Below are 21,638 nucleotides of genomic sequence, written 5' to 3'. Positions count from 1 at the left end.
GTCCACCAATGCTGGCTGGGCGCCATATAAGGCACGTCTTTCGGTCGGAAAGGACGCCGCCACAAACGGTTCTTTGAGGAACCAAAATCAGTTCATTACCGCATCTGGCCGGGAGCGACCTCGCTCACCGGCCTTCCCCATATTTGCGAGGTCCCGCTCATGCTGACCCTGAAATGTCCCTATTGCGGGATCCTGTGCGACGAGACGGAACTCGCAGCGGGCGGCGAGGCACATGTGAAACGCGCAGGGCCGGGGTCCAGCGACGAGGCGTTCGAGGCGTATCTCTTCGACCGTGAGAACCCCATGGGTGTTCATTTCGAACGCTGGCGGCACGCCCATGGCTGCGGCAAGTGGTTCCTCGCCGCGCGAGACACGGTGACCATGGAGGTGTTCGGTACCTACAAGGCGCAGACCACGGAGCCGCCCGAAGAAATCGTCGCAGCGATCCGGGCGCGGCGGCCGGAGTGGGAGGGGCGGGCATGAGCTTTCGTCTGGACCAGGGCGGGCGATTGATCGATCGCAACGCGCCCCTCGGCTTCACGTTCGACACGGAACCCATGCAGGGCCTGAGCGGCGACACGCTTGCCTCGGCGCTGCTGGCAAATGGTCAGACTCTCGTCAATCGCTCCTACAAGTACCACCGTCCGCGCGGCATCGTCGCCAGCGGCGCGGAGGAGCCGAACGCATTGGTGGGCTTGGGGCAGGGGGCGCGGTTCGAGCCCGACCAGCGCGCGACGACGACCGAGCTGTTCAACGGGCTGACCGCAATGAGCCAGAACGCCTGGCCCTCGCTGGGCTTCGACATGTTGGCGGTGAACCAATGGGTGTCCTCCATGATGCCGGCTGGGTTCTACTACAAGACCTTCATCTGGCCGCGCCCGTTCTGGAAGCGTGTCTACGAGCCGCTGATCCGCGAGGCCGCCGCGTCCGGCCTGCCGCCGAAGGAGCCGGACGCGGACACCTACGAGCATTTTTATGCCCATGTGGACGTGCTTGTTGTCGGCGGCGGCATCGCCGGGCTTCAGGCTGCGTTGACGGCGGGCAGGTCTGGCGCCCGCGTGCTCCTGATCGAGCAGACGCCGCACTGGGGAGGCCGCGCGCCTGTAGACGGTGTGGAGATCGGTGGCCAGCCTGCGGACGCCTGGATCGCGGCGAGCCTCTCGGAACTGCGTGGGATGGACAATGTCACCCTGCGGGCCCGTTGCATGGGGGCGGGTGTATACGACCACGGCTTCGCGCTTGGCTACGAACGTGTGTCGGATCACACCCCCGGCGACGGGCGGCCGCGGCACAGGCTGTGGAAGATCCGCGCCGGCCACATCGTCACCGCGACGGGCGCCATCGAACGCCCCCTGAGCTTCGCCGGAAATGACGTCCCGGGCGTCATGCTCGCCTCTGCCGTGCGGGATTACGTGGTGAATTACGACGTCGCCCCCGGACGGCGGACGGTTGTCGTCACCAACAACGACGATGCCTATCGCACCGCCCTCGCGCTGATCGACGCTGGGCTGGAGGTGCCGCTTGTGGTCGACCCGCGCGAACGCAACGACGGCCCGCTCGCCCGCGAATGCGCCCGCCGCGGCGTACAGGTGGAGACCGGCGCGGCGGTGATGAAGGTGAAGGGGCGGCAACGGGTCGAAGGCGTCATGCTCTGCCGGGCGAACGGCACCGGAGGCGCGGGGGCGCTGCTGGACTGCGACTGCGTGGCGATGTCGGGCGGCTGGTCTCCGGTCGTCCACCTCTGGTCCCACTGCGGTGGGAAGCTCCAGTGGTCGGAGGAAAACGCGCATTTCTACCCCGACGCCTCCCGCGCGCCGACAGGTGCGGACGGTGAGCCATTCGTCTCGACCGCCGGAGCGGCCTCGGGCTTCTTGCGCAGCGGCGACGTCCTGACCGATGCCGCGTCGAAGGGCGCTGCGGCGGCCGGGGCGGAGGCTGGGGAAGACCCGCCCGCCGCGACAGATCTGGAGGAGGTGCCGATGCAGCCGGTCTGGGTGATGCCGGCACAGGCCCTGCCGGAACTGCAATCCAAGATGTTCCTGGACTTTCAGAACGACGTGAAGGTCTCCGACGTGCGGCTGGCGGCACAGGAAGGCTACGAGAGCGTGGAACTCGCCAAGCGCTACACCACGCTCGGCATGGCGAACGACCAGGGAAAGCTGAGCAACATCAACGGACTGGCGATCCTCGCCAAGACGCGGAACGAAAGCATCCCGCAGGTCGGCACGACGACGTTCCGCCCGCCATACCAGCCGATCTCCTTCGGTTCCATCGCGGGCGAGGCCCGTGGCGAGACGTTCCAACCGCTGCGCCGCACGCCGATGTACGACTGGCACGAGGAACAGGGCGCCTACATGGAGCCGGTGGGCCAGTGGCGCCGGCCCTATTGCTACCCCAAGCAGGGCGAAAGCCACGCCGACGCGGTGTCGCGCGAAGTCATGGCCACACGCGGTTCGGTGGGCCTGCTCGACGCGTCCACGCTTGGCAAGATCGTGGTGAAGGGGCCGGACGCCGGACGGTTCCTGGACATGCTCTACACCAACAAGATGTCGAGCCTGAAGCCGGGCCGCTGCCGGTACGGGCTGATGTGCAACGAGAACGGCTTCCTGATGGACGACGGCGTCGTGGCGCGTTTGGACGAGGACACGTTCCTTTGCCACACGACCTCCGGCGGGGCGGACCACGTGCACGGCTGGATGGAGGACTGGCTGCAGTGCGAGTGGTGGGACTGGAAGGTCTACACCGCAAACCTGACCGAGCAATACGGCCAGATCGCCGTCGTCGGCCCAAACGCGCGCGCGGTGTTGGAAAAACTCGGCGGCCTGGATGTGTCGAAAGAGGCGCTCCCCTTCATGGGGTGGGTCGAGGGCGAACTGGCGGGTTTCCCTGTGCGGGTCTACCGCATCTCCTTCTCGGGCGAGCTCAGCTTCGAGATCGCCGTGCCTGCCGGGCAGGCGCGGGCGCTCTGGGACAAGGTGCTGGAGGCCGGCAGGGAGGTCGGCATCACGCCCTACGGGACCGAGGCGCTTCACGTCATGCGGGCCGAGAAGGGGTTCATCATGATCGGCGACGAGACAGACGGCACCGTGATCCCGCAGGACCTCGGCCTCGACTGGGCGATCTCGAAGAAGAAGGACGACTACCTCGGCAAGCGGGCGCAGGAGCGCAGCCATATGAGCCGCCCCGACCGGTGGAAGCTGGTGGGGATTGAGACGCTGGACGGGTCGGTCCTGCCGGATGGGGCCTACGCGGTGGGCGAGGGCGTGAACGCGAACGGCCAGCGCGTCACCGTCGGCCGCGTGACCTCGACCTACCGGTCGCCGATGCTGGACCGTGGCATTGCCATGGGGCTGGTGGAGCGCGGGTCGGAGCGGATGGGGGAGGTTCTGAAGCTCGCCACGACCGACGGCCGCATGATCGAGGCAAAAATCGTCGAACCGGTGTTCTACGATCCGGAAGGGGAGAAGCAGGATGTCTGAGGCCAGATCACCCCTCGGCGGGGCCGTCTGTCAGGGCGAAGGCGCGAAGGTCGAAGAGCTTCCGGCGCAGGGCATGGTGACGTTGCGCGGCGCGATGGGAGACATCGCCGATGCCGTCACCGCCGCGATCGGCCTTTCCATGCCAAGTCAGCGGGAGATTGTGATCGCCGGGGACAAGGCCGTCGCCTGGATGTCGCCCGACGAGCTGTTGCTGCTGATGCCACACGCCGAGGTGCAGGCGTGCCTGACCACGCTCTCCGAACGTCTGGACGGAACGCATCACCTCGCTGTCGACGTTTCCGACGCCCGCGCGGTGTTTCGCATTTCCGGCGCCGGTGCGCGCGAGGTCCTGGCGCGGCTGTGCCCCGCGGATCTGTCGCCCGCCGCGTTCGGTCCGGGCGAATTGCGGCGGACGCGCCTTGCGCAAGTTCCCGCGGCGTTCTGGATCGACGAGGCGGGCGCGTTCCGGCTCATATGTTTCCGGTCCGTGGCCCGCTACGCGTTCGACGTGCTGTGCGGGGCGGCCCGTGGAGCGCCGGTGGGCTTCTTCCCGGAGAGCGATGCCGTCTGACACGTGTCGCCGGGGGCCGTGCTGGGAGTGCTCTGCGCGCGCGACTCGGGTAAGATCGACGCGATGGTGCCGCGGTTCGCCATGATGTCACCGAAATGAGGCGGTTATGTCCGGCACCAGGGAATGTGTCGGACGGGACATGGGTGATGACGATGACGCAGCACGGCGGCACCGGGCGATGAGTGGCACAAGCGGCTGTCTGTACGAGACGGAGGACGTTCGGCTTTTCCATCGGCCGGCAGAGTCCGACTATTCGGTTGTGCTGTTCGGCGCGGGGGAGGGCCGCCCGCGCTTAAGCAGTCGCTGGATGAGTGGCCCGGGTCAGGCGGCCCTCGATCTGTACGAGATCGTGCCGCACGACCGCGAGGCCCTTCCTGCGCAGCAGATCGACGCGCTATGCGATGTGATTACAGAAACGAACAGCCGACCGGCCATCGCGGTTGGGGCGGGACTGGGCGGGCTGGCGGCGTTGCGCCATGGCCGGCGGGCGGGGTGCGCCGCGACGCTGGCCTTTTCGCCCATCGGGGTCGCTCCGTCGGGCGACCCCGCTACGGGGCCGGACCTGCGGCAGGAAGACCTGACAGCGACGGCGATGGTGGCGTTCGACCCCAAAGTCGCGCGGGATTCGGCGCAGATGCAGGCGTTGCGCAGGCTGGGGGGCGTGCACGGGGTGCCCCTGCCATTCATGGGTCTTCGGACGGAACGGGCATTAATCGGCGAGGGGTGCGCGCTGAAGGTCTTCGGCGAAGCCCTCCACGGGCGTCTGTGGGAGGCGGCGCAGCTCTTGCGGCACAATCGAGCGCAGGACGACCGGTACCTTGCCCGGCTGTCACGGGCGTGCACGCGGCGCGGTCACTACCGATGGGCGGCCGAGATCGCGTCCAAGACCGCCCCGGCGGCGCAGGGCAATCCGGAGCTGGCACTGGCTCGGGCCGACGCGCTGGTGGGCCTCGGTAAGTCACTCGAAGCCGTGGAGACGCTGGAGCGGCTCGTTGTGGACGCTCCACAGAGTGCGCGCTACTGGAGCCTGCTTGCAGATCGATACGAGGAGATGGGGCAGGATCGCGCCACCGCCGAGGTGCTCGAACTGGCGCTTGAGGTGACGGAGAACTTCGGCTTTTGCTGGCGGCTGATCAGGAAGCTTGGCGCCATGGGCGGGCGGTCGCGGGCGCAGGCGGCGGCGGTGGCCGAGATGGCGCTGGAGCAATGGCCGGAGCACCGCGAGCAGATCGTCCGCATTGCTCAGGGTCTGCCGCCTCCGGCACGTGGCTGGTCGGCGCCGGACCGACGGGGCGGGGCGCTTCTGCCCTAAGGCGAGCCGACGAGCCGTGCGACTCCCTCCGGTCGGGCGTTCCGATGCCGGCGCGGCCTGGAGCCAAAAACAAGTCCTCTCTGAAAAATCAATTCAGATCAAAAACTTAGAATTTCAGCGACGGCAAGACATCGGCTCTTCGCTTGACGGATGGGCAGTGCGAAGTCACATACCTTCCACAGGAAACGCTGTTTACGAAGGATAATTCCATGGCTTTTGAACTGCCCGATCTGCCCTATGCCCACGATGCGCTCGCCGCGAAGGGTATGAGCCAGGAGACCCTCGAATATCACCACGATATCCACCACAAGGCCTATGTCGACAATGGCAACAAGGCGATTGCCGGCACCGAGTGGGAAGGCAAGTCGGTGGAGGATATCATCACGGGCACCTACGAGAAGGGCGCCGTTGCCCAAAACGGCATCTTCAACAACGCCTCTCAGCATTGGAACCACTGCCAGTTCTGGGAAATGATGGGCCCCTCCGGCGCCGGGATGCCGGGCGAGCTGGAAAAGGCGATCACCGAGAGCTTCGGCTCGGTCGACAAGTTCAAGGACGACTTCGCGGCCGCCGGCGCGGGCCAGTTCGGGTCCGGTTGGGCGTGGCTGGTCAAGGACACCGATGGTTCGCTCAAGGTGACCAAGACGGAAAACGGGGTGAACCCGCTTTGCTTCGGCCAGACCGCTCTGCTGGGATGTGATGTGTGGGAGCATTCCTACTACATCGACTTCCGCAACAAGCGCCCGGTTTACCTGAAGAACTTTCTGGACAATCTTGTGAACTGGGAAAACGTCGCTTCGCGGATGTAAGGGATTAGCCTTACTTGAGAATACACGCCCCCCGATCAACTCGGGGGGTGATTTGGGGCGGACGTTCACGACCGCTGCTTTGATGGCCTGAATTGGCAGTCCCAAAGGGGCGCCAGGGGATCGGTAAACCCGCTGTCACCGCGCTCGCCTTCACGGCCTTACACCGACATCTTTTCTCGACAATTTAGGGGTCTCCACCCTGGCATCTGACCGCGCCCAGCCATCTGGCCGGGTGGAACATGCAGTAGTGTCAGGCGTTCATCCAGTGAAGCAAAAAGAACAAGGAGGACACCATGCCGGAACGCATTCGATCTAAGGACGGTTCGCGCGATACGGACGAGGTGCTCGGGGAGCAGGGTCAGATTTCCCAGCAGGGTCGCGCAGACGGAAACCTGCAACGCAAAGTCGGAACCCGCGACGAACTCAAGCGCAGCAACGAACGCCCCGGTGGCGCGACGCGCGTGACGAAGTCGGACGAAGAGGGAGAGCAACCATGAAACGACTGACGGCTGGAACCTGGGTCCTCGTGGCGGATGGCGAGAAGGCTCTGTTTCTGCGCAACGATCTCGATGCGCAGGACCCTGACCTGAACGTTCAGGAAGAGAAATCCCAAGACAATCCGCCCACGCGCGAGCAAGCCGCAAATCGCCCCGGGCGGAAGGCGGACACCGGCGTGCAACAGCGCTCTGCGATGGACGACACCGACTGGCATGAGCTGGCCAAAGAGCGGTTCGCCGACGAACTGGCTGACATGCTGTTCAAGCGCGTGCACTCGGGCAAGATCGAGCGCCTCGTGATCGTCGCACCGCCGAAGGTTCTGGGAGAGTTGCGGAACAAGATGCACAAGGAGGTCGAGGATGTCGTCGTCGCGGAGATCCCCAAGACGCTGACAAACCACCCGATCGACAAGATCGAGCGTCTGGTCAAGGAAGAGCTGGAAAGCGCCTGACCCGGCTGAACGCTGCTTGACCTTCGCTCCGCCGCGGCGTCTGTTCCGCGTGACGGAGCGGAGACAGGGCACGTGAGCGAGGCGCGAAAAGGTATTCTGGCGATGATCGGGGCCTGTGTGATCTGGGGCCTCTCGCCGCTATTTTTCAAAGCGCTGCGTCACGTCCCGCCGATCGAGATCCTCGCACATCGGACAGTGTGGGCCTTCCTGTTTTTCTGCGTTGTCCTGAGGGTTCAGGGGCGTCTGGGGGAGATGCCAAGGCTGCTCCTCATGTCACCTGCGCGGGTGGCGGTCGCGGCCGTGATGATTTCCGCCAACTGGTTTGTCTACATCTGGGCAATACAGGTCGGTCACGGGATCGAGGCAAGCCTCGGATACTACCTCTTCCCCCTCGTGGCCGTCCTGCTCGGTGCCACCGTCTTTCGTGAGCGGCTCGACCGGACACAGTGGTTCGCGGTCGGCCTCGCAGCGGTGGCGGTGGCTCTCCTGAGCTTCGGCCTGAAGGTCGTGCCAGTCGTCTCCTTGGTGCTTGCTGGCACATTCGGCTTCTACGGGATGATCAAGAAAGGCTTGGACGCCGGGCCGGTGGTGTCCGTCACCGCAGAAGTGGCCATCCTCCTGCCCATCGCCCTCGCCTGGTTGGCCTGGCGTTACGGTCAAACGGCGAATTTCCCGTATTCGACCGGGACGGCGGCCATGCTCTTTCTCTCGGGAACGGCATACACGGCAATTCCGCTGATGCTCTTCACCTACGCGGCCCGGCGTGCGCGGCTCGTGACCATTGGGCTGGTGCAATACCTCAACCCGACGCTGCAGTTTCTCTGTGCGACCCTGGTGTTTGCGGAGCCTTTCACCTTATGGCATGCGATGGCCTTCGGCCTGATCTGGGCCGCGCTCGCGCTCTACTCGGGTCACGCGATGGCGGTGGAACGGGCGGTGCGCAAAAGGTCCATCAGGTTTCCCACGTCCGGCACGGTCTGAAAGTATGCCAACAGGCTGGTCTCCGCGAAGCCCTGCCTGACGACGTGCTGCAGAAGATGCGTGAGAGGTTTCCAGTACCCGTTCGTATCCAGCAAGATCAATGGCTTGGCGTGCAGTCCAAGTTGGGCCCAGGTGAGCGTTTCGAAGAACTCGTCGAGTGACCCGGCCCCGCCCGGCAGCACCACGATGGCGTCCGCGTTCATGAACATGACCTTCTTGCGTTCGTGCATCGTCTCCGTGACGATGAAGGTCGTCAGGTCCCGCTTGCCCACCTCGCGCTCGAAAAGGTGCACCGGGATCACGCCGAACGTCTGCGCGCCGCCGGTCTGAGCGGAGCGCGCCACGCGGCCCATGAGCCCGATATCGCCCGCGCCATAGATCAGCCGCCATCCCTCCGCCGCGATGGCAGATCCAAGTTCCTCGGCCGCCGCCGCATAGGCCGGGTCCACCCCGTCGCGGGAGCCGCAGTAGACGCAAACGGAAAACGGTTGTGACATGGTTGCAAGACCTTGGGATACATCCGGTTTTGACCCGTGATAGCGACCTTGCTATGCTCTCACAATGGTACAGGGAGGATGTGCGGCCGAAATGGAGAAAGGTTAGAGGTAATATGTCTGAGAAAGCGGGGCTCGGCAGAGCGGGCGGCATCGCAGCGGTGGCTGTGGTCGCAGCGGCGGGCCTGATCGTCTTCCTCGGTTTGCGTTCCCAGGATGTTTCTTTGTTCCCCGCGGCTTTCTCCCCTGGAGAGGAAGCCTCTGGTCCGACCGGGCCAGCCGAGCAGGCTCCGAAAGAGCAAACCCTTCTTGCAAACGAGCCCGATGGAGCGGCGCGCGAGAGCGCGACGACGACTGCCCCCGATGCGGGTCAGCCGGCATCGGGGGCGCTCGTATTCGACCATGTGCGGGTCGACCCTGATGGGCGGACCGTCATCGCCGGCAAGGCGCCAGGCGGTTTCGACGTCTCTATCGAGGTCGACGGGGCGGACATTCAGACGGTGTCCACCGACTCCTCGGGCCATTTCGCGGCCTTCGTCGAACTTCCTACCACAGACGCGGCCCGGGTCATTTCGCTTGTGGCCCGCCACGACGGAGAAGAGGTCCGATCCGAGAACAGCGTGATCCTTGCCCCGCACATGGCGGGGGAGACGGCCGCCGGGGGCGTCGACATCGCGATTGGCGATGCGGCTGGCGGCGGGACTGCGCCGGAGGATGCGGAGGGCGCTGCAGTCGCTCTTGCCCGCAGTGGCTCAGTCGCGTCGCAAGGCACGACGACCGACGGCACGGAGACGCCGGACGGCCAGCGCGCCTCGGAGCCCGCTGCGAACAGTCCGGATGGGGCGAAGGCACCGGCCGTGCTCTTGGCCAAAAGCGACGGGGTGGAAATGCTCCATTCCGCAAACTCGGTCCCCGCCCGGTTGCGCGACAGGGTTGTGGTGGACGTCATCAGCTACTCCGACGACGGCAGTGTCACTCTGGAGGGGCGTGCCGCCGCGAATTTCGAGCGCGCCGGCACGGTCCAGGTCTATCTCGACAACGAACTGGTGCAGTCGATCCAGCGCGCGTCCGATGGCAGCTGGCGTATGCTCCTGCCGCAGGTGAAGGCAGGGGTCTATACCCTTCGGGTCGATCAGGTGGGAGCTGACGGGCGGGTGGTCGCCAGGTTCGAAACGCCATTCAAGCGCGAAGATCCGACCGAGCTCGCGCGGCTGGCTCCAGCCGGAGGGACGTCTGGCCCGGTCTCGGCGTCGGTCATTACCGTACAACCCGGCTACACGCTTTGGGGTATTGCGAACGACCGATATGGCGACGGTCTGGAATACGTTCAGATTTTCGAGGCCAACAAGGGCCAGATCCGCAATCCGGACCTCATCTATCCCGGCCAGGTATTCGAACTTCCTGGCTCCGGGGATGGCGACGGGGCCACCATCGTCGTCACGGAGTGAAAGCCGCCCCTAGCGAACGGCTTCGATGGGCCCTTCGGCGCGTCCATGGATGAATTGTTGGACGTAAGGGTCTGAACATCCGTCCATTTCCGAAACCGGCCCTGTCCACTGGATGACCCCGTCATGTAGCATGGCCACGTCGTCCGCGATGGCGCGGACGCTGGTCATGTCGTGGGTGATCGTGATGGCGGTGGCGCCCATCTCCACCACGATCTCGCGGATCAGGTCGTTGATGACCCCCGCCATGATGGGGTCGAGGCCGGTGGTGGGCTCATCGAAAAAGATCACCTCTGGATCGGCGGCAATGGCGCGGGCCAGCCCGACCCGCTTCTGCATCCCGCCGGAGAGTTCAGCGGGGTAGAGGTCGGCCGTCTCGGCCTTCAGTCCCACCCGGCGCAGCTTCTCGATCGCGATCTCGCGCGCCTCGGCACGAGGGCGTTTTTGCCGGCCCCGCAGCAGGCGGAAGGCGACGTTCTGCCAGACTGTCAAACTGTCGAAGAGCGCCGCTCCTTGGAACAACATTCCGAAACGGGCAAGGAAGGCGTCGCGATCGCCCCGGCGGATCGGCTGCCCGCCGACGAGGATCTCGCCGGAGTCCGGCTCGACCAGCCCGAGAATGCACTTCAGGGTGACGGATTTCCCCGTTCCCGATCCGCCGATGACGACCATGGACTCGCCCTTGGGCACCACAAATGTGACGCCGCGGAGGACGGGGGTGTCGCCGAAAGCCTTGTGAACGTTCCTGAGCTCGATCATCCGGAAAAGAACACCTCGGTCAGCAGGTAGTTTGCACCCAGGATAAGAACCGAACTGGCGACCACAGCCAGCTTCGTCGCCTTGCCGACGCCCTGCGCGCCACGGCCCGAGGTCATCCCGTAGTAGCACCCCATGAGGGCCACCAGGAATCCGAACACGGCGCCCTTGGCGATGCCGGAGGCAACGTCGGCCGCTTCGAGGAAATCAACGGTGTTCTTGAGGTAGGCGGCGGAGTTGAAGTCCAGCCGGTTCACCCCCACCAGCCAGCCACCCATGATGCCGATGGAGTCGCCGACCGCCACAAGGACCGGCACCGTCAGCGTCGCGGCCAGCACACGCGGAACGGCGAGGTACTTGATGGGATTGGTGGAGAGGGTGACCAGCGCGTCGATCTGTTCGGTCACTTTCATGGTGCCGATCTCCGCCGCGATGGAGGAGGCGACACGGGCGGCAACCATCAACCCGCCGAGAACCGGACCAAGCTCCCGCGCCATGCCAATGGCGACGATGGAGGGCACGGCGGCTTCGGCGGAAAAGCGGGAGGAGCCGTCGTAGATCTGGAGCGCCAGCGCGCCGCCCGTGAAGAGCGCGGTCAGGCCGACGACCGGCAGGGAATACCACCCGATTGTCATGATCGCGTGGGCGAACTCCCGCAAGTAGAACGGCGGGCGGACGAGATGGCTGACCACACTCAAGGTGAAAAGCACCATGCGCCCGACGCTGGCCAGCCCCTGCAGGACCGGTCGGCCGATGGCCGCGAGGGGTCGTGTGATCAGGCCGGTGGCCGCGGATGTGCTCAAGACTGGCTGCCCCCAATGCTCTTTCGGGTGTAGCGATGCCCGAGGGAGGTCAATATCTCATACCCGATGGTGCCAGCGGCATCGGCGACGTCGTCCACAGTCTGCCCAGGGCCGAGCAGGTCGAGTGTCACGGGCACGTAATCCAGGGCGGAGATGTCAACCGTGATCAGGTCCATCGAGACACGTCCCACGATGGGACAGCGTATTCCTTCGGCATAGAGCGCACCGGAATTGGACAGGCTGCGGAGAACGCCGTCGGCATAGCCGACGGAGACCGTCGCGATCCGCCGTTCCCCGTCCGCCGTCCAGGTGGCGTTGTAGCCCACGGCTTCGCCCGGGGAGAGGACGCGAAGCTGGATGACGGGCACGGACAGGCTCGCAACCGGCTGCGCTTCCAAGAAAGGGCGTCCGCCATAGAGTCCGATGCCCGGCCGGGTCAGGTCGAAGTGGTAGTCCGGGCCGAGCAGCGTGCCGCCGGTGGCCGACAGGGAGCGCGGCACGGCAATGCCATCGGTCATGTCGCGAAACGCCTGGAGTTGCTCGGCGTTCTGGGGGCTGTCCGGCTCGTCGGCGCTGGCCAGGTGGCTCATGATCAGCTGCGGGGCCTGGGACAGCGCCAGCTCGCGCACCGCGGCCCACTCCTCTGGCTCCAGACCGAGACGGTTCATGCCGGTGTCGAGTTGTATGCCGAAGGGCGCCCCCGGAAGGGCCTCGAAATGGCGGGTCAACTGGTCGATGGAGTTGAGTAGGGGGATCAGGTCGAGATCGCCGATCATCTCGGTGTCGCCAGCCATGTGACCGCCGAAGACAAAGATTTCCGGCCCACGCCCGAGCGCTTCACGCACCTTTGCGCCCTCCTCGGCGACAGCGACGAAGAAGCGACGTGCGCCCGCCCGGGCCAGGGCACGGGACACGCGTGCCGAGCCTAGCCCGTAGCCGTCAGCCTTGACCACGGCGCCGGTTTCCGTCGCCGCGCCGGATTTCTGGTCCAACGCGCGCCAGTTTGCGGAGAGCGCGTCGAGGTCTATCGAGAGAGTTCCAGTCGCCATGGTCCGGTTCTGACAATTCAGACTGCGAGGTCAAGCGGAAAGCCACCTTCCCCGGAGGGAGTCCCGCGGTTGCGAGGGTCGTGACATGGGTGGCCCGTAAATGAGGCGCACGACGCTTGCGTCGCCCGGTCTGCAATGATGCCCGGTTCCCCCCACACAGCTCCTTGCGTAGATTGGCAAGGAAACCGCAATTATCCCTTGGAGACCAACATGCTACCACTCACCGGAACCTGCCGTTGCGGTGCCGTCGTCATGGAGATTTCGGCGCCGGTTCTGCTTACCTCGGTGTGCCATTGCCGGGGATGCCAACGCATGAGCGCCAGTGCCTTTTCCTTGAGCGCGCTCGTGCCTGTGGAAGGCTTTCGCGTTGTGCGTGGCGAGCCGGTTGTCGGCGGGCTGAAGGGGCCGGACATCAATCACTTCTTTTGCCCGGACTGCATGACGTGGATGTTCACCCGCTTCCCCGGACTACCGCACGTCGTCAACGTTCGTTCGACAATGTTCGACGATGCAGCGTTCGGCGATCCGTTCCTGGAGACGATGACGGCGGAGAAACTGCCCTGGGTCACGACGCCGGCCCCGCGCAGCTACGAGGGATTTCCGTCCATGGAGGACTTTGCGGTACTCATGGAGCAATTCGCCGCCGCGCAGGCGTAAGGCCGGGACACGGGCGGGCAGGGCGCGTCAGTACCCTTCGCCGCCCTGTTGCCACGGTTTCACGAGGTTTCCGAAGCGGGTGAACTGGCCTTCGAAGCTCAGTTCCACCGTGCCGATGGGCCCGTGACGTTGTTTGCCGATGATGACCTCGGCCTTGCCGTGGAGGCGTTCCATGTCCTCCTGCCACTTGGACATGGCTTCGAGGTTGTCGTCGCCCGGTTTCTCGCGTTCCTTGTAGTACTCGCCGCGGTAGACGAACATCACCACGTCTGCGTCCTGCTCGATGGAACCCGACTCCCGCAGGTCGCTCAATTGGGGGCGTTTATCTTCCCGCGATTCGACCTGCCGCGAGAGCTGCGACAGGGCGACGACGGGGATGTCCAACTCCTTGGCGATCGCCTTCAAGCCTTGGGTGATCTCGGACACCTCGTTCACGCGGCTGTCCTTCGCCGTGGCGGGACGGACGAGCTGGAGGTAGTCGACGAACAGCACATCCAGCCCGTGGGTCCGTTTCAGCCGCCGGGCCCGGGCCGCAAGCTGGCTGATGGGGAGGGCGGGGGTGTCGTCGATGAAGAGTGGGCAGGCTTCGAGCTGCTTGGCGGCGGCGACGAACCGGCGGAACTCGTCCTCCGTCATGTCGCCCTTTCGGATCAGTTCGCTCGGAACTTCCGACGCCTCAGACAGCACACGCGCCGCCAGCTGCTCGGCCGACATCTCCAGCGAGTAGAACCCGACGACGCCGCCATTCACCGTGCCTTCGGTGCCGTCCGTCAATGCGCCGCGGCGGTAGGCCTTGGCGATGTTGAAGGCGATGTTGGTGGCAAGCGAGGTCTTGCCCATGGACGGGCGTCCGGCGAGGATCAGCAGGTCCGACCGGTGCAGGCCGCCGAGCTGCTTGTCGAGGTCGTCGAGGCCCGTGGACAGGCCGGCCAGCCCGCCGTCCCGCTGATAGGCCGCGTGCGCGACTTCCACGGCGTCCGTGATCGCCCGCAGGAAGCTCTGGAAGCCGGTCTCGGCCTTGCCCTGCTCGCCGAGCTTGTAGAGCGCCTGTTCGGCCTCCACGATCTGTTCCTTGGGCTCCGAGGCGATATCGACATTGCCGGCCTTGGCGGTGATGTCCTTGCCGAGGGAGATCAATTCGCGCCGGATGGCGAGGTCGTAGATGATCTGGGCGTAGTCCCGCGCGGCGAAGCTGGAAATTGCGCCGCCCGCGAGCTTGGCAAGGTAGGCCGGCCCACCCAGTTCCTTCAGGCCAGGGTGATCTTCCAGAAACGCTTTCAACGTCACCGGGGTCGCCTGCATGTTCTTGGCGATCCGAGCGCTTGCGACTTCGTAGATCCGGGCATGGACCGGATCGAAGAAATGCTTTTCGGAGATAATGGACGCGACCCTGTCGAAGATATCGTTGTTCGTCAGGATCGCGCCCAGCAGCTGCTGCTCGGCCTCGATATTGTGCGGAAGGAAGTCTTCCGCGGATGCACTGCCCGTTTCTGCCCGTGCTGCCAATTTCGCCGGGACTGCCCCGACGCCCGTCAGTTCATTCATCGCCACACTGCCCGCTTTATCGTTGCAGCCGTCATACCGACGCGGCCACTTGCCGGTCAAAATGTATATCTTTGTGGAGAACCTGTGAGTCCTCTTCCGCTACCTCATCTTGTTCCCCGCGCTGGCTTCGCGTCAACATAAAGCGGCGAGAAACTGCCGGGTCGTTGTGCGTGCACAAAAATTCGTCATACGTCGCATGGCCTGCGGCGACGTCGGAGAGTCCCGAGTGGACGGTGTGATCCCGAATCGTCGCGTTATGAGATCCTGCTAGGCTCGGGCGTCCTGCCAGGCACGCGGATCGCCCAGGAAGCTCTCCACCTCGGACAGCGTGTCGGCATCGAACGCCTCGCGGCGGCGGGCCTCGTCCACCACATCATGCCAGGTGCACAGGTGATGCAGCGACACGCCGATATCGCCGAGGGTTGTCAGCGTCTCTGGAAAGATCCCGTAGTAAAATATCACCGCCGTGTGGGCGCAACTGGCGCCGGTGGCGCGGATCGCTTCGACGAAACTGACCTTCGAGCCCCCGTCCGTCGTCAGGTCCTCTACCAGCAGCACCCGGTCGGTCTCGCCCATGACGCCTTCGATGCGGGCGTTGCGGCCATACCCCTTCGGCTTCTTGCGGACGTAGGTCATGGGCAGCCCCATGCGCTCGGCGACCATGGCGGCGAAGGGAATGCCGGCCGTTTCCCCGCCCGCCACGTTGGTGAAGGCTTCGAACCCCGCGTCGCGCAGCACCTTCGCCGTGAGGAAGTCCATCAATGTGGTGCGGATGCGGGGGTAGGAGATGAGCTTGCGGCAGTCGATGTAAGTCGGCGACGGCAGGCCGGAGGCAAGGGTGAAGGGATCGGCGGCGTTGAAATGCACCGCGCCGATTTCCAGCAGCATTCCGGCAGTGAGACGGGCGATGGTTGCATCATCGGGGTGCGTCGTCGGGATCATCGGGGCGCTCCTTGCGTCGGTCTGGGGCAAATACTCCCGCCACGGGCGCCTCCGGCACGCCGCAGGGCCCAATGGCAGAAGCGAGGTACTTGAGCAGAGCCGCGAAGGCTAGCGTTTTCGCCGGTCTACCCTGTGCCGTTCTCGGCGCCGCGCACACGCCAGGTGAGCGATATCCCGGGGTCGAACACGATCACCGGGCCGTCCGGGGTTTCGATCTGCTGCGGACCGCCGGTCGGAGGGGCCTTTTCGAGGGTCAGGCGCCCTTCGTTTGCTGACATACCGTAAAAGGCGGGGCCGTTCAGCGACGTAAACGCTTCGAGTTTGTCCAGCGCCCCCGCTTCGTCGAAGACCTGCGCGAGCCATGGCATGGTGACGGGCGCGCTGAAGATGCCCGCGCAGCCGCAGGCGCATTCTTTGTTGGCTTGCGTGTGTGGCGCCGAGTCGGTGCCGAGGAACACATACGGAAATCCCGACGTCGCAAGGGCCACCAATGCCTCGCGGTGGGTTTCGCGCTTGGCGACGGGCAGGCAATAGAAATGCGGTTTGATCCCGCCCACAAGGATGTGGTTGCGGTTGATCAGAAGGTGGTGCGTGGTGATCGTCGCGCCCAGCGAGCCGTCGCTTTCACGCACGTAGGCGCAGGCATCCGACGTCGTGATGTGCTCCATGATCACGCGGAGGCCCGGCGTGCGCCGCCGGATCGGATCGAGTACCCGGTCGATGAAGACAGCCTCCCGGTCGAAGATGTCGATGGCCGGGTCGGTCACTTCGCCGTGCACGCAAAGCGGGACGCCCGCCTCGGCCATCGCGTCGAACACGGGCTGCACCTTGTCCATATCGCGCACACCGGAGGCAGAATTGGTTGTAGCGCCGGCGGGGTAGAGCTTGACGGCTGCGATCAGACCGTCCGCATGGGCCTGCACCACGTCCGCGGGGTCGGTCTGTTCGGTCAGGTAGAGCGTCATGAGGGGCGCAAACTCCGCGCCCGCCGGTAGGGCGGCGAGGATGCGGTCCCGATACGCAGCCGCGTCGCCGGAGGTCACCACCGGGGGAACGAGGTTTGGCATGATGATCGCACGGGCGAAATCACGGGCGGTTTCGGGCAGAACGGCGCGCATCATGGCGCCATCGCGCAGATGCAGATGCCAGTCGTCGGGGCGGCGGAGCGTGAGGGTTTGGGTCATGACGGTCGCGGCATAGCCCACCCGGGGCGCGCGCGCCATACAGGAGCGCGGCATAACGGCCCCTCTGCCGCCCGGGAAATGGGCAGTGAGCGGAAAATTGTGCGGTCGCGTGCCGACGGGGCCAGTGCCGCGTTGCAGCGAGATTTCCCCTGCGTTAGGGTCCGGCAAACACGCGGAGACCGGATGCTCGACATCGCCCCCGGCAAAACACCCCTGCAACGCGCTCGCGGACGTGCGGAGGCACGATTCGGCTGCCGTGACGGCCGGACCGTTCTGGCTGGCCTGCACCAATCGGGCTGCGCGAAGGCCATGCTGCCGCGGGTTCCGGGGCCTCCGGAGGTCGTGTTCCTGAACACTGCAGGCGGGCTGACGGGTGGCGACGTTCTGGACTACGGTCTGGACGTGGCGGCGGGCGCGCAGGTGACGGCGACGACGCAGACTGCCGAGCGTGGGTATGCCTCCACGGGTGAGACCGCGCGGGTGCGATGCCGCATCTCCGTCGGAGCGGGCGGCGCACTCGACTGGCTGCCGCAGGAGACGATCCTGTTCGACGGCGCGGCGCTTGATCGCGTGACCGAGGTGGACCTCGCAGGCGATGCCCGGCTGCTCCTGTGCGAGACTCTGGTGCTCGGACGCGCCGCCATGGGGGAGACGGTGCGCTCTCTGCGACTGTCCGACCGTAGGGAAATTCGCCGGGACGGCAGGCCGGTTCTTGTAGACGCGGTACGGATGGGCGACGAGGCACTGGCGCGCCGCGACGGGCCGGCTCTTCTTGGGAAAGCGCGGGCGGTCGCTTTGGTTGCGCTCGTCGCGCCAGGTGCGGAAGATGCCGTTGGGCCCGTTCGCGGCATGCTGGCGGGGAACGACATTCAGGCCGAAGCAAGTGGATGGGACGGCCGATGCGTTGTGCGCCTTGCTGCGCCGGACCTTTGGCCGCTACGACGGGCGTTGATTGACGTGGTGACACATTTCAGAGGCGCGGTCCCACCCCGCGTCTGGCAGATCTGAGGACTAAGATGAACCTGACCCCCCGCGAGAAGGACAAGCTGCTGGTGAGCGTGGCCGCAATGGTTGCACGCGGCCGGCTAGAGCGCGGTGTGAAACTGAACCACCCGGAGGCGATCGCGCTGATCACCGACTATGTCGTCGAAGGCGCGCGGGACGGGCGTTCGGTGGCGGACCTGATGGAAGCGGGAGCCGGCGTCGTGCGCGCGGACCAGTGCATGGAGGGCATCCCCGAGATGATCCACGAAGTGCAGGTCGAAGCAACGTTTCCCGATGGCACCAAGCTGGTGACCGTTCATCACCCGATCCGCTAGGCAACGCAGGCACGTCGCGCCGGCGCAATCGTTGCTCCGCGCGATGCCGTCAAGACGAAGGAGACCACGAGATGATTCCAGGTGAAGTCCTGACCGCCCCGGGCGAGATCACTCTGAACGCCGACCGCGAGGCGGTAACGCTGATGGTCGCCAACACCGGGGACCGCCCCGTTCAGGTGGGCAGTCACTATCATTTCGCCGAGACCAACTCGGCGCTGGATTTCGACCGCGAGGCCGCACGCGGCATGCGGTTGGACATAGCCGCCGGGACGGCGGTGCGTTTCGAGCCCGGCCAGAGCCGCGAAGTGGCACTGGTTCCACTGGGCGGGGCGCGAAACGTTTACGGATTCAATCAGGCCGTCATGGGAGCCCTGTAAGGGCAACGGCCAGTCCCGCGCCATCGCGGGCTCCATTCAAAAGGGGGAATATCAAGATGATCCAATTCATGACACCGATCGACATGTGGCGGACCAGCATGGCCATCTGGAGCCGGGCAGCGGAGCTCCAGATCGAGATGTACCGTATGTCATTTGGCATGGTCGACAATATTTACGGCCCGATGATCTCGCCGGCGACGGCGGTGACACGGGCGATGGAAACCGCGAGCGCGGTGACGGCTGCGGCCACCCCGACGGTTGCGCCGGTGGGCAAGGCACCGCGGCCGGCGGCCGGGGTGACGCTCGTTCACACGGCTGAGCCGAAGGCCGCGACGCCGACGCCAGTTGCCCGCAAGACCGCAGCCAAACCGAAGCCGGCTGCCCGGAAAGCCACGACAGGCACCACGCGGACGAAAGCGGCACCGGCCGCGAAATCCTCGGCGCCTGCCGCCAAGGCCGCAACGGCGACCAAGACGGCTGACAGCACCGCCAAGGCTGCAAAGCCGGCGGCTGCGAAAACACGCCGGCGCGCGCCTGCCAAACCCTCGACGCCCGAAAACCTGACGGCGCCGCAGACGACCAAGGCGCCCGAGACGAAACAACCGGCGGAGACAAAAGCCGCTGCGCCGGCCGAAAAGCCGGACCTTACCGGAGCCTCGGCGGCGGCGACGAACGCCGCGTCGCCCGCGCCTGCAAGCAGCCCTGCGGCAAAACCTGCAAGCAGCCCTGCGGCAAAAAAGGACTCGGAGTGATCGCTAACGGCCGGCATTGCCCCCTTGTGCCTGCGGGCGCGAGGCTTACGTTAACACTCGAACGAAAGCTGCCGGAAAGCGCCTCTCATGCTATTCCATTCGTTGATCGATCGTCTCCTCGGCCTGTTGGCCCCCGTGCCACAGCCGATTCCGATCCCGGTGCGAGACCCGAAAGGGCCTCGCCGCTGACGACACGGCGGGGGCCGTGCCATGCGCGGCCGCTCCCCGTTTGCCGGTCGTCCGGCGGCGATTTCGATCCCGGTGATACCCCGATTTGGGCGGGTGCTTCCCGCCCCGTTTCCATGGCGCGCCGACTGCGGCGCGCCTTTCCATGCATCTCTGCCCGCGACCTCCGGCGCCCAATCGGCGCCGGAGCGCCTGTGCTTGTCCTCCACGACTGAAGAAGGGACCGACCATGCCCGCCAGAATTTCCCGTGCCGCCTATGCCGACATGTATGGTCCCACCACCGGGGACCGGGTTCGCTTGGCCGATACGGATCTTGTGATCGAAGTTGAGAAAGACCTCACAACCTACGGGGAAGAGGTGAAATTCGGCGGCGGAAAGGTGATCCGGGACGGCATGGGGCAGTCGCAGGTAACGCGCGCCGAAGGTGCCGTGGACACCGTTATTACGAACGCCCTGATCCTTGACGTGACCGGCATCTACAAGGCTGACGTCGGGCTGAGGGACGGCAAGATCGCCAAGATCGGCAAGGCGGGCAACCCCGACACGCAGCCCGGCGTCGACATCGTGATCGGCCCGGGAACGGAGGCGATTGCCGGGGAGGGCAAGATCCTGACCGCCGGCGGATTCGACAGCCACATCCACTTCATCTGTCCGCAACAGATCGACGACGCGCTGCACTCCGGGGTCACCACCATGCTGGGCGGCGGCACCGGTCCGGCGCATGGCACCCTGGCGACCACCTGCACGCCGGGACCCTGGCACATCGGGCGGATGCTGCAGGCGCTCGACGCCTTCCCGATGAATTTCGGCCTGTCCGGCAAGGGCAACGCCAGCCAGCCCGCCGCGATTATCGAGATGGTAAAGGCCGGCGCCTGCGCGCTGAAACTTCACGAGGACTGGGGCACGACCCCCGCGGCCATCGACTGCTGTCTCTCGGTCGCGGACGACATGGACGTGCAGGTGATGATCCACACCGACACGCTCAATGAGTCGGGCTTCGTGGAGAACACCATCAAGGCGATGAAGGGCCGGACGATCCACGCCTTCCATACCGAAGGGGCTGGCGGCGGGCACGCGCCTGACATCATCAAGGTCTGCGGGGAGGCCCATGTCATCCCGTCCTCGACCAACCCGACCCGGCCATACACGGTGAACACCCTCGAAGAGCATCTCGACATGCTCATGGTCTGCCACCACCTCGACAAGGCGATCCCCGAGGACGTGGCCTTCGCGGAAAGCCGCATCCGCAAGGAGACCATCGCCGCCGAAGACATTCTGCACGACATGGGCGCCTTCTCGATCATCGCGTCGGACAGTCAGGCCATGGGCCGCATCGGCGAGGTGATCATCCGAACCTGGCAGACGGCTCACAAGATGAAGGCGCAGCGCGGGCGGCTGCCGGAGGAAACCGGCGACAACGACAACGTGCGGGTGAAGCGCTACGTTGCCAAGTACACCATCAACCCGGCGATCACCCACGGCATGTCGACTCACATCGGCTCGATCGAAGAGGGCAAGCGCGCCGATCTTGTCCTTTGGTCTCCGGCGTTCTTCGGCGTGAAGCCCGAGATGGTTCTGCTCGGCGGCACGATTGTCGTGGCCCAGATGGGTGACCCGAACGCCTCGATCCCGACGCCCCAGCCCGTCTACACGCGCCCGATGTTCGGCGCCTTCGGCCGGGCGCTCGAACGCTCCGCTGTCACCTTCGTCTCGGCGGCGGCGCAGGCGGACGATATCGGCGGTGCGCTCGGGCTGGCAAAGGGCACTCTGGCAGTGGGAGATACGCGCGGGATCGGGAAGGCCGACATGGTCATGAACGACGCCCGGCCCAGGATCGAGGTCAACCCGGAGACCTACGAGGTCCGTGCGGATGGCGAATTGCTGACCTGTGAGCCCGCCCGCGAGCTTCCGCTGGCGCAGCGGTATTTCATGTTCTGATCGCCGGAACGCGCTCACGCCTGAACGTCTGAAAGAACCGGACTGGAGACGCGCCGCACCTCGCCGGCTCTTTTCCGGCCCACGGGTGG

22 protein-coding genes are annotated in these 21,638 nt (G+C 65.5%); 15 read left to right on the top strand and 7 right to left on the bottom strand.

The features are described from left to right. The first annotated feature begins 159 nt into the window (after nt 1–159). The 8 genes from BM075_RS05950 to rarD all read left to right on the top strand — a co-directional run bounded on the left by BM075_RS05950 (nt 160) and on the right by rarD (nt 8,101). The gene (locus BM075_RS05950) at nt 160–483 is read left to right on the top strand and encodes a sarcosine oxidase subunit delta (RefSeq protein ID WP_093359734.1); all 324 of its coding nucleotides are present in this window, start codon (nt 160–162) and stop codon (nt 481–483) included. Next, a complete protein-coding gene (locus BM075_RS05945; protein ID WP_093359733.1) occupies nt 480–3,479 on the top strand; it encodes a sarcosine oxidase subunit alpha family protein in 3,000 nt (999 codons plus the stop codon). Before BM075_RS05950 ends, BM075_RS05945 begins: the two co-directional genes overlap by 4 nt. Further along, nucleotides 3,472–4,050 (top strand): sarcosine oxidase subunit gamma, encoded by a 579-nt coding sequence (locus BM075_RS05940; protein WP_093359732.1) that lies wholly within the window; start codon nt 3,472–3,474, stop codon nt 4,048–4,050. The genes BM075_RS05945 and BM075_RS05940 overlap by 8 nt, the downstream gene beginning before the upstream one ends. Before the next feature lie 139 nt (nt 4,051–4,189). After that, nucleotides 4,190–5,362, top strand: coding sequence for a tetratricopeptide repeat protein (locus BM075_RS05935; RefSeq protein WP_177208260.1), 1,173 nt, complete (start codon nt 4,190–4,192; stop codon nt 5,360–5,362). Nucleotides 5,363–5,571: 209 nt separating this feature from the next. Continuing rightward, complete coding sequence (locus BM075_RS05930; RefSeq protein ID WP_093359730.1) at nt 5,572–6,171, top strand: superoxide dismutase; 600 nt, start codon at nt 5,572–5,574, stop codon at nt 6,169–6,171. A 293-nt stretch (nt 6,172–6,464) separates the two neighbouring features. Continuing rightward, nucleotides 6,465–6,668: a hypothetical protein gene (locus tag BM075_RS05925; RefSeq protein ID WP_093359729.1), complete on the top strand. Its 204-nt coding sequence runs from the start codon at nt 6,465–6,467 to the stop codon at nt 6,666–6,668. Continuing rightward, nucleotides 6,665–7,120, top strand: a complete 456-nt coding sequence (locus BM075_RS05920; RefSeq protein ID WP_093359728.1) for a host attachment family protein — start codon at nt 6,665–6,667, stop codon at nt 7,118–7,120. Before BM075_RS05925 ends, BM075_RS05920 begins: the two co-directional genes overlap by 4 nt. A gap of 72 nt (nt 7,121–7,192) precedes the next feature. Beyond that, entirely contained in the window at nt 7,193–8,101 is a 909-nt protein-coding gene (rarD, locus tag BM075_RS05915; RefSeq protein WP_093359727.1) for an EamA family transporter RarD, read from the top strand. Here the strand turns inward: rarD and BM075_RS05910 are convergent. Continuing rightward, entirely contained in the window at nt 8,032–8,598 is a 567-nt protein-coding gene (locus BM075_RS05910; RefSeq protein ID WP_093359726.1) for an LOG family protein, read from the bottom strand. The two genes, rarD and BM075_RS05910, sit on opposite strands and share 70 nt — an antisense overlap. A 113-nt stretch (nt 8,599–8,711) precedes the next feature. On the opposite strand from BM075_RS05910, the gene BM075_RS05905 reads away from it, so the two are divergent. Then, nucleotides 8,712–10,043, top strand: coding sequence for a LysM peptidoglycan-binding domain-containing protein (locus BM075_RS05905; RefSeq protein WP_177208259.1), 1,332 nt, complete (start codon nt 8,712–8,714; stop codon nt 10,041–10,043). Nucleotides 10,044–10,052: 9 nt separating this feature from the next. On the opposite strand, the gene BM075_RS05900 is transcribed toward BM075_RS05905, so the two are convergent. The 3 genes from BM075_RS05900 to alr are packed head-to-tail and all read right to left on the bottom strand — an operon-like array spanning nt 10,053 to nt 12,648. Further along, nucleotides 10,053–10,799: an ABC transporter ATP-binding protein gene (locus BM075_RS05900; RefSeq protein WP_093359724.1), complete on the bottom strand. Its 747-nt coding sequence runs from the start codon at nt 10,797–10,799 to the stop codon at nt 10,053–10,055. Further along, nucleotides 10,796–11,572 carry an MlaE family ABC transporter permease gene (locus BM075_RS05895; RefSeq protein WP_245758764.1) on the bottom strand — a complete coding sequence of 259 codons (777 nt, stop codon included), beginning with the start codon at nt 11,570–11,572 and terminating at the stop codon, nt 10,796–10,798. Before BM075_RS05895 ends, BM075_RS05900 begins: the two co-directional genes overlap by 4 nt. A gap of 23 nt (nt 11,573–11,595) precedes the next feature. Next, nucleotides 11,596–12,648 (bottom strand): alanine racemase, encoded by a 1,053-nt coding sequence (gene alr, locus BM075_RS05890; protein WP_093359723.1) that lies wholly within the window; start codon nt 12,646–12,648, stop codon nt 11,596–11,598. Between the two features lie 135 nt (nt 12,649–12,783). Here alr and BM075_RS05885 point away from each other — a divergent pair, with 135 nt between their 5' ends. Next, a complete protein-coding gene (locus BM075_RS05885; RefSeq protein WP_483887628.1) occupies nt 12,784–13,305 on the top strand; it encodes a GFA family protein in 522 nt (173 codons plus the stop codon). 27 nt (nt 13,306–13,332) lie between these two features. Here the strand turns inward: BM075_RS05885 and BM075_RS05880 are convergent, their stop codons facing one another. From BM075_RS05880 to pyrC, 3 genes are all read right to left on the bottom strand, one after another. Then, entirely contained in the window at nt 13,333–14,850 is a 1,518-nt protein-coding gene (locus tag BM075_RS05880; RefSeq protein WP_093359721.1) for a replicative DNA helicase, read from the bottom strand. 267 nt (nt 14,851–15,117) lie between these two features. Continuing rightward, the gene (locus BM075_RS05875) at nt 15,118–15,792 is read right to left on the bottom strand and encodes an orotate phosphoribosyltransferase (protein ID WP_093359720.1); all 675 of its coding nucleotides are present in this window, start codon (nt 15,790–15,792) and stop codon (nt 15,118–15,120) included. A gap of 125 nt (nt 15,793–15,917) precedes the next feature. Then, nucleotides 15,918–16,976, bottom strand: a complete 1,059-nt coding sequence (gene pyrC, locus BM075_RS05870; protein ID WP_093359970.1) for a dihydroorotase — start codon at nt 16,974–16,976, stop codon at nt 15,918–15,920. Between the two features lie 183 nt (nt 16,977–17,159). On the opposite strand from pyrC, the gene BM075_RS05865 reads away from it, so the two are divergent. The 5 genes from BM075_RS05865 to ureC all read left to right on the top strand — a co-directional run bounded on the left by BM075_RS05865 (nt 17,160) and on the right by ureC (nt 21,549). Further along, nucleotides 17,160–17,984, top strand: a complete 825-nt coding sequence (locus BM075_RS05865) for an urease accessory protein UreD (protein ID WP_093359719.1) — start codon at nt 17,160–17,162, stop codon at nt 17,982–17,984. Nucleotides 17,985–17,992: 8 nt separating this feature from the next. Beyond that, nucleotides 17,993–18,295 (top strand): urease subunit gamma, encoded by a 303-nt coding sequence (locus BM075_RS05860; RefSeq protein ID WP_093359718.1) that lies wholly within the window; start codon nt 17,993–17,995, stop codon nt 18,293–18,295. Nucleotides 18,296–18,366: 71 nt separating this feature from the next. Further along, nucleotides 18,367–18,672, top strand: a complete 306-nt coding sequence (locus BM075_RS05855) for an urease subunit beta (protein ID WP_093359717.1) — start codon at nt 18,367–18,369, stop codon at nt 18,670–18,672. A 56-nt stretch (nt 18,673–18,728) separates the two neighbouring features. Then, a complete protein-coding gene (locus BM075_RS05850) occupies nt 18,729–19,424 on the top strand; it encodes a hypothetical protein (RefSeq protein ID WP_093359716.1) in 696 nt (231 codons plus the stop codon). 415 nt (nt 19,425–19,839) lie between these two features. Further along, nucleotides 19,840–21,549: an urease subunit alpha gene (ureC, locus tag BM075_RS05845; RefSeq protein ID WP_093359715.1), complete on the top strand. Its 1,710-nt coding sequence runs from the start codon at nt 19,840–19,842 to the stop codon at nt 21,547–21,549. The last annotated feature ends 89 nt before the right edge of the window (nt 21,550–21,638 follow it).

It is taken from the genome of Tropicimonas isoalkanivorans (genome assembly GCF_900112335.1).
Taxonomy (GTDB): domain Bacteria; phylum Pseudomonadota; class Alphaproteobacteria; order Rhodobacterales; family Rhodobacteraceae; genus Tropicimonas; species Tropicimonas isoalkanivorans.
This window is presented reverse-complemented; position numbering and strand designations above follow the sequence as displayed.

Coding starts and splice junctions, on each gene's coding strand:
- BM075_RS05950 (WP_093359734.1), top strand. CDS start 160: ATGCTGACCCTGAAATGTCCCTATTGCGGGATCCTGTGCGACGAGACG.
- BM075_RS05945 (WP_093359733.1), top strand. CDS start 480: ATGAGCTTTCGTCTGGACCAGGGCGGGCGATTGATCGATCGCAACGCG.
- BM075_RS05940 (WP_093359732.1), top strand. CDS start 3,472: ATGTCTGAGGCCAGATCACCCCTCGGCGGGGCCGTCTGTCAGGGCGAA.
- BM075_RS05935 (WP_177208260.1), top strand. CDS start 4,190: ATGGGTGATGACGATGACGCAGCACGGCGGCACCGGGCGATGAGTGGC.
- BM075_RS05930 (WP_093359730.1), top strand. CDS start 5,572: ATGGCTTTTGAACTGCCCGATCTGCCCTATGCCCACGATGCGCTCGCC.
- BM075_RS05925 (WP_093359729.1), top strand. CDS start 6,465: ATGCCGGAACGCATTCGATCTAAGGACGGTTCGCGCGATACGGACGAG.
- BM075_RS05920 (WP_093359728.1), top strand. CDS start 6,665: ATGAAACGACTGACGGCTGGAACCTGGGTCCTCGTGGCGGATGGCGAG.
- BM075_RS05910 (WP_093359726.1), bottom strand. CDS start 8,598: ATGTCACAACCGTTTTCCGTTTGCGTCTACTGCGGCTCCCGCGACGGG.
- BM075_RS05905 (WP_177208259.1), top strand. CDS start 8,712: ATGTCTGAGAAAGCGGGGCTCGGCAGAGCGGGCGGCATCGCAGCGGTG.
- BM075_RS05900 (WP_093359724.1), bottom strand. CDS start 10,799: ATGATCGAGCTCAGGAACGTTCACAAGGCTTTCGGCGACACCCCCGTC.
- alr (WP_093359723.1), bottom strand. CDS start 12,648: ATGGCGACTGGAACTCTCTCGATAGACCTCGACGCGCTCTCCGCAAAC.
- BM075_RS05885 (WP_483887628.1), top strand. CDS start 12,784: ATGATGCCCGGTTCCCCCCACACAGCTCCTTGCGTAGATTGGCAAGGA.
- BM075_RS05880 (WP_093359721.1), bottom strand. CDS start 14,850: ATGAATGAACTGACGGGCGTCGGGGCAGTCCCGGCGAAATTGGCAGCA.
- BM075_RS05875 (WP_093359720.1), bottom strand. CDS start 15,792: ATGATCCCGACGACGCACCCCGATGATGCAACCATCGCCCGTCTCACT.
- pyrC (WP_093359970.1), bottom strand. CDS start 16,976: ATGACCCAAACCCTCACGCTCCGCCGCCCCGACGACTGGCATCTGCAT.
- BM075_RS05865 (WP_093359719.1), top strand. CDS start 17,160: ATGCTCGACATCGCCCCCGGCAAAACACCCCTGCAACGCGCTCGCGGA.
- BM075_RS05860 (WP_093359718.1), top strand. CDS start 17,993: ATGAACCTGACCCCCCGCGAGAAGGACAAGCTGCTGGTGAGCGTGGCC.
- BM075_RS05855 (WP_093359717.1), top strand. CDS start 18,367: ATGATTCCAGGTGAAGTCCTGACCGCCCCGGGCGAGATCACTCTGAAC.
- BM075_RS05850 (WP_093359716.1), top strand. CDS start 18,729: ATGATCCAATTCATGACACCGATCGACATGTGGCGGACCAGCATGGCC.
- ureC (WP_093359715.1), top strand. CDS start 19,840: ATGCCCGCCAGAATTTCCCGTGCCGCCTATGCCGACATGTATGGTCCC.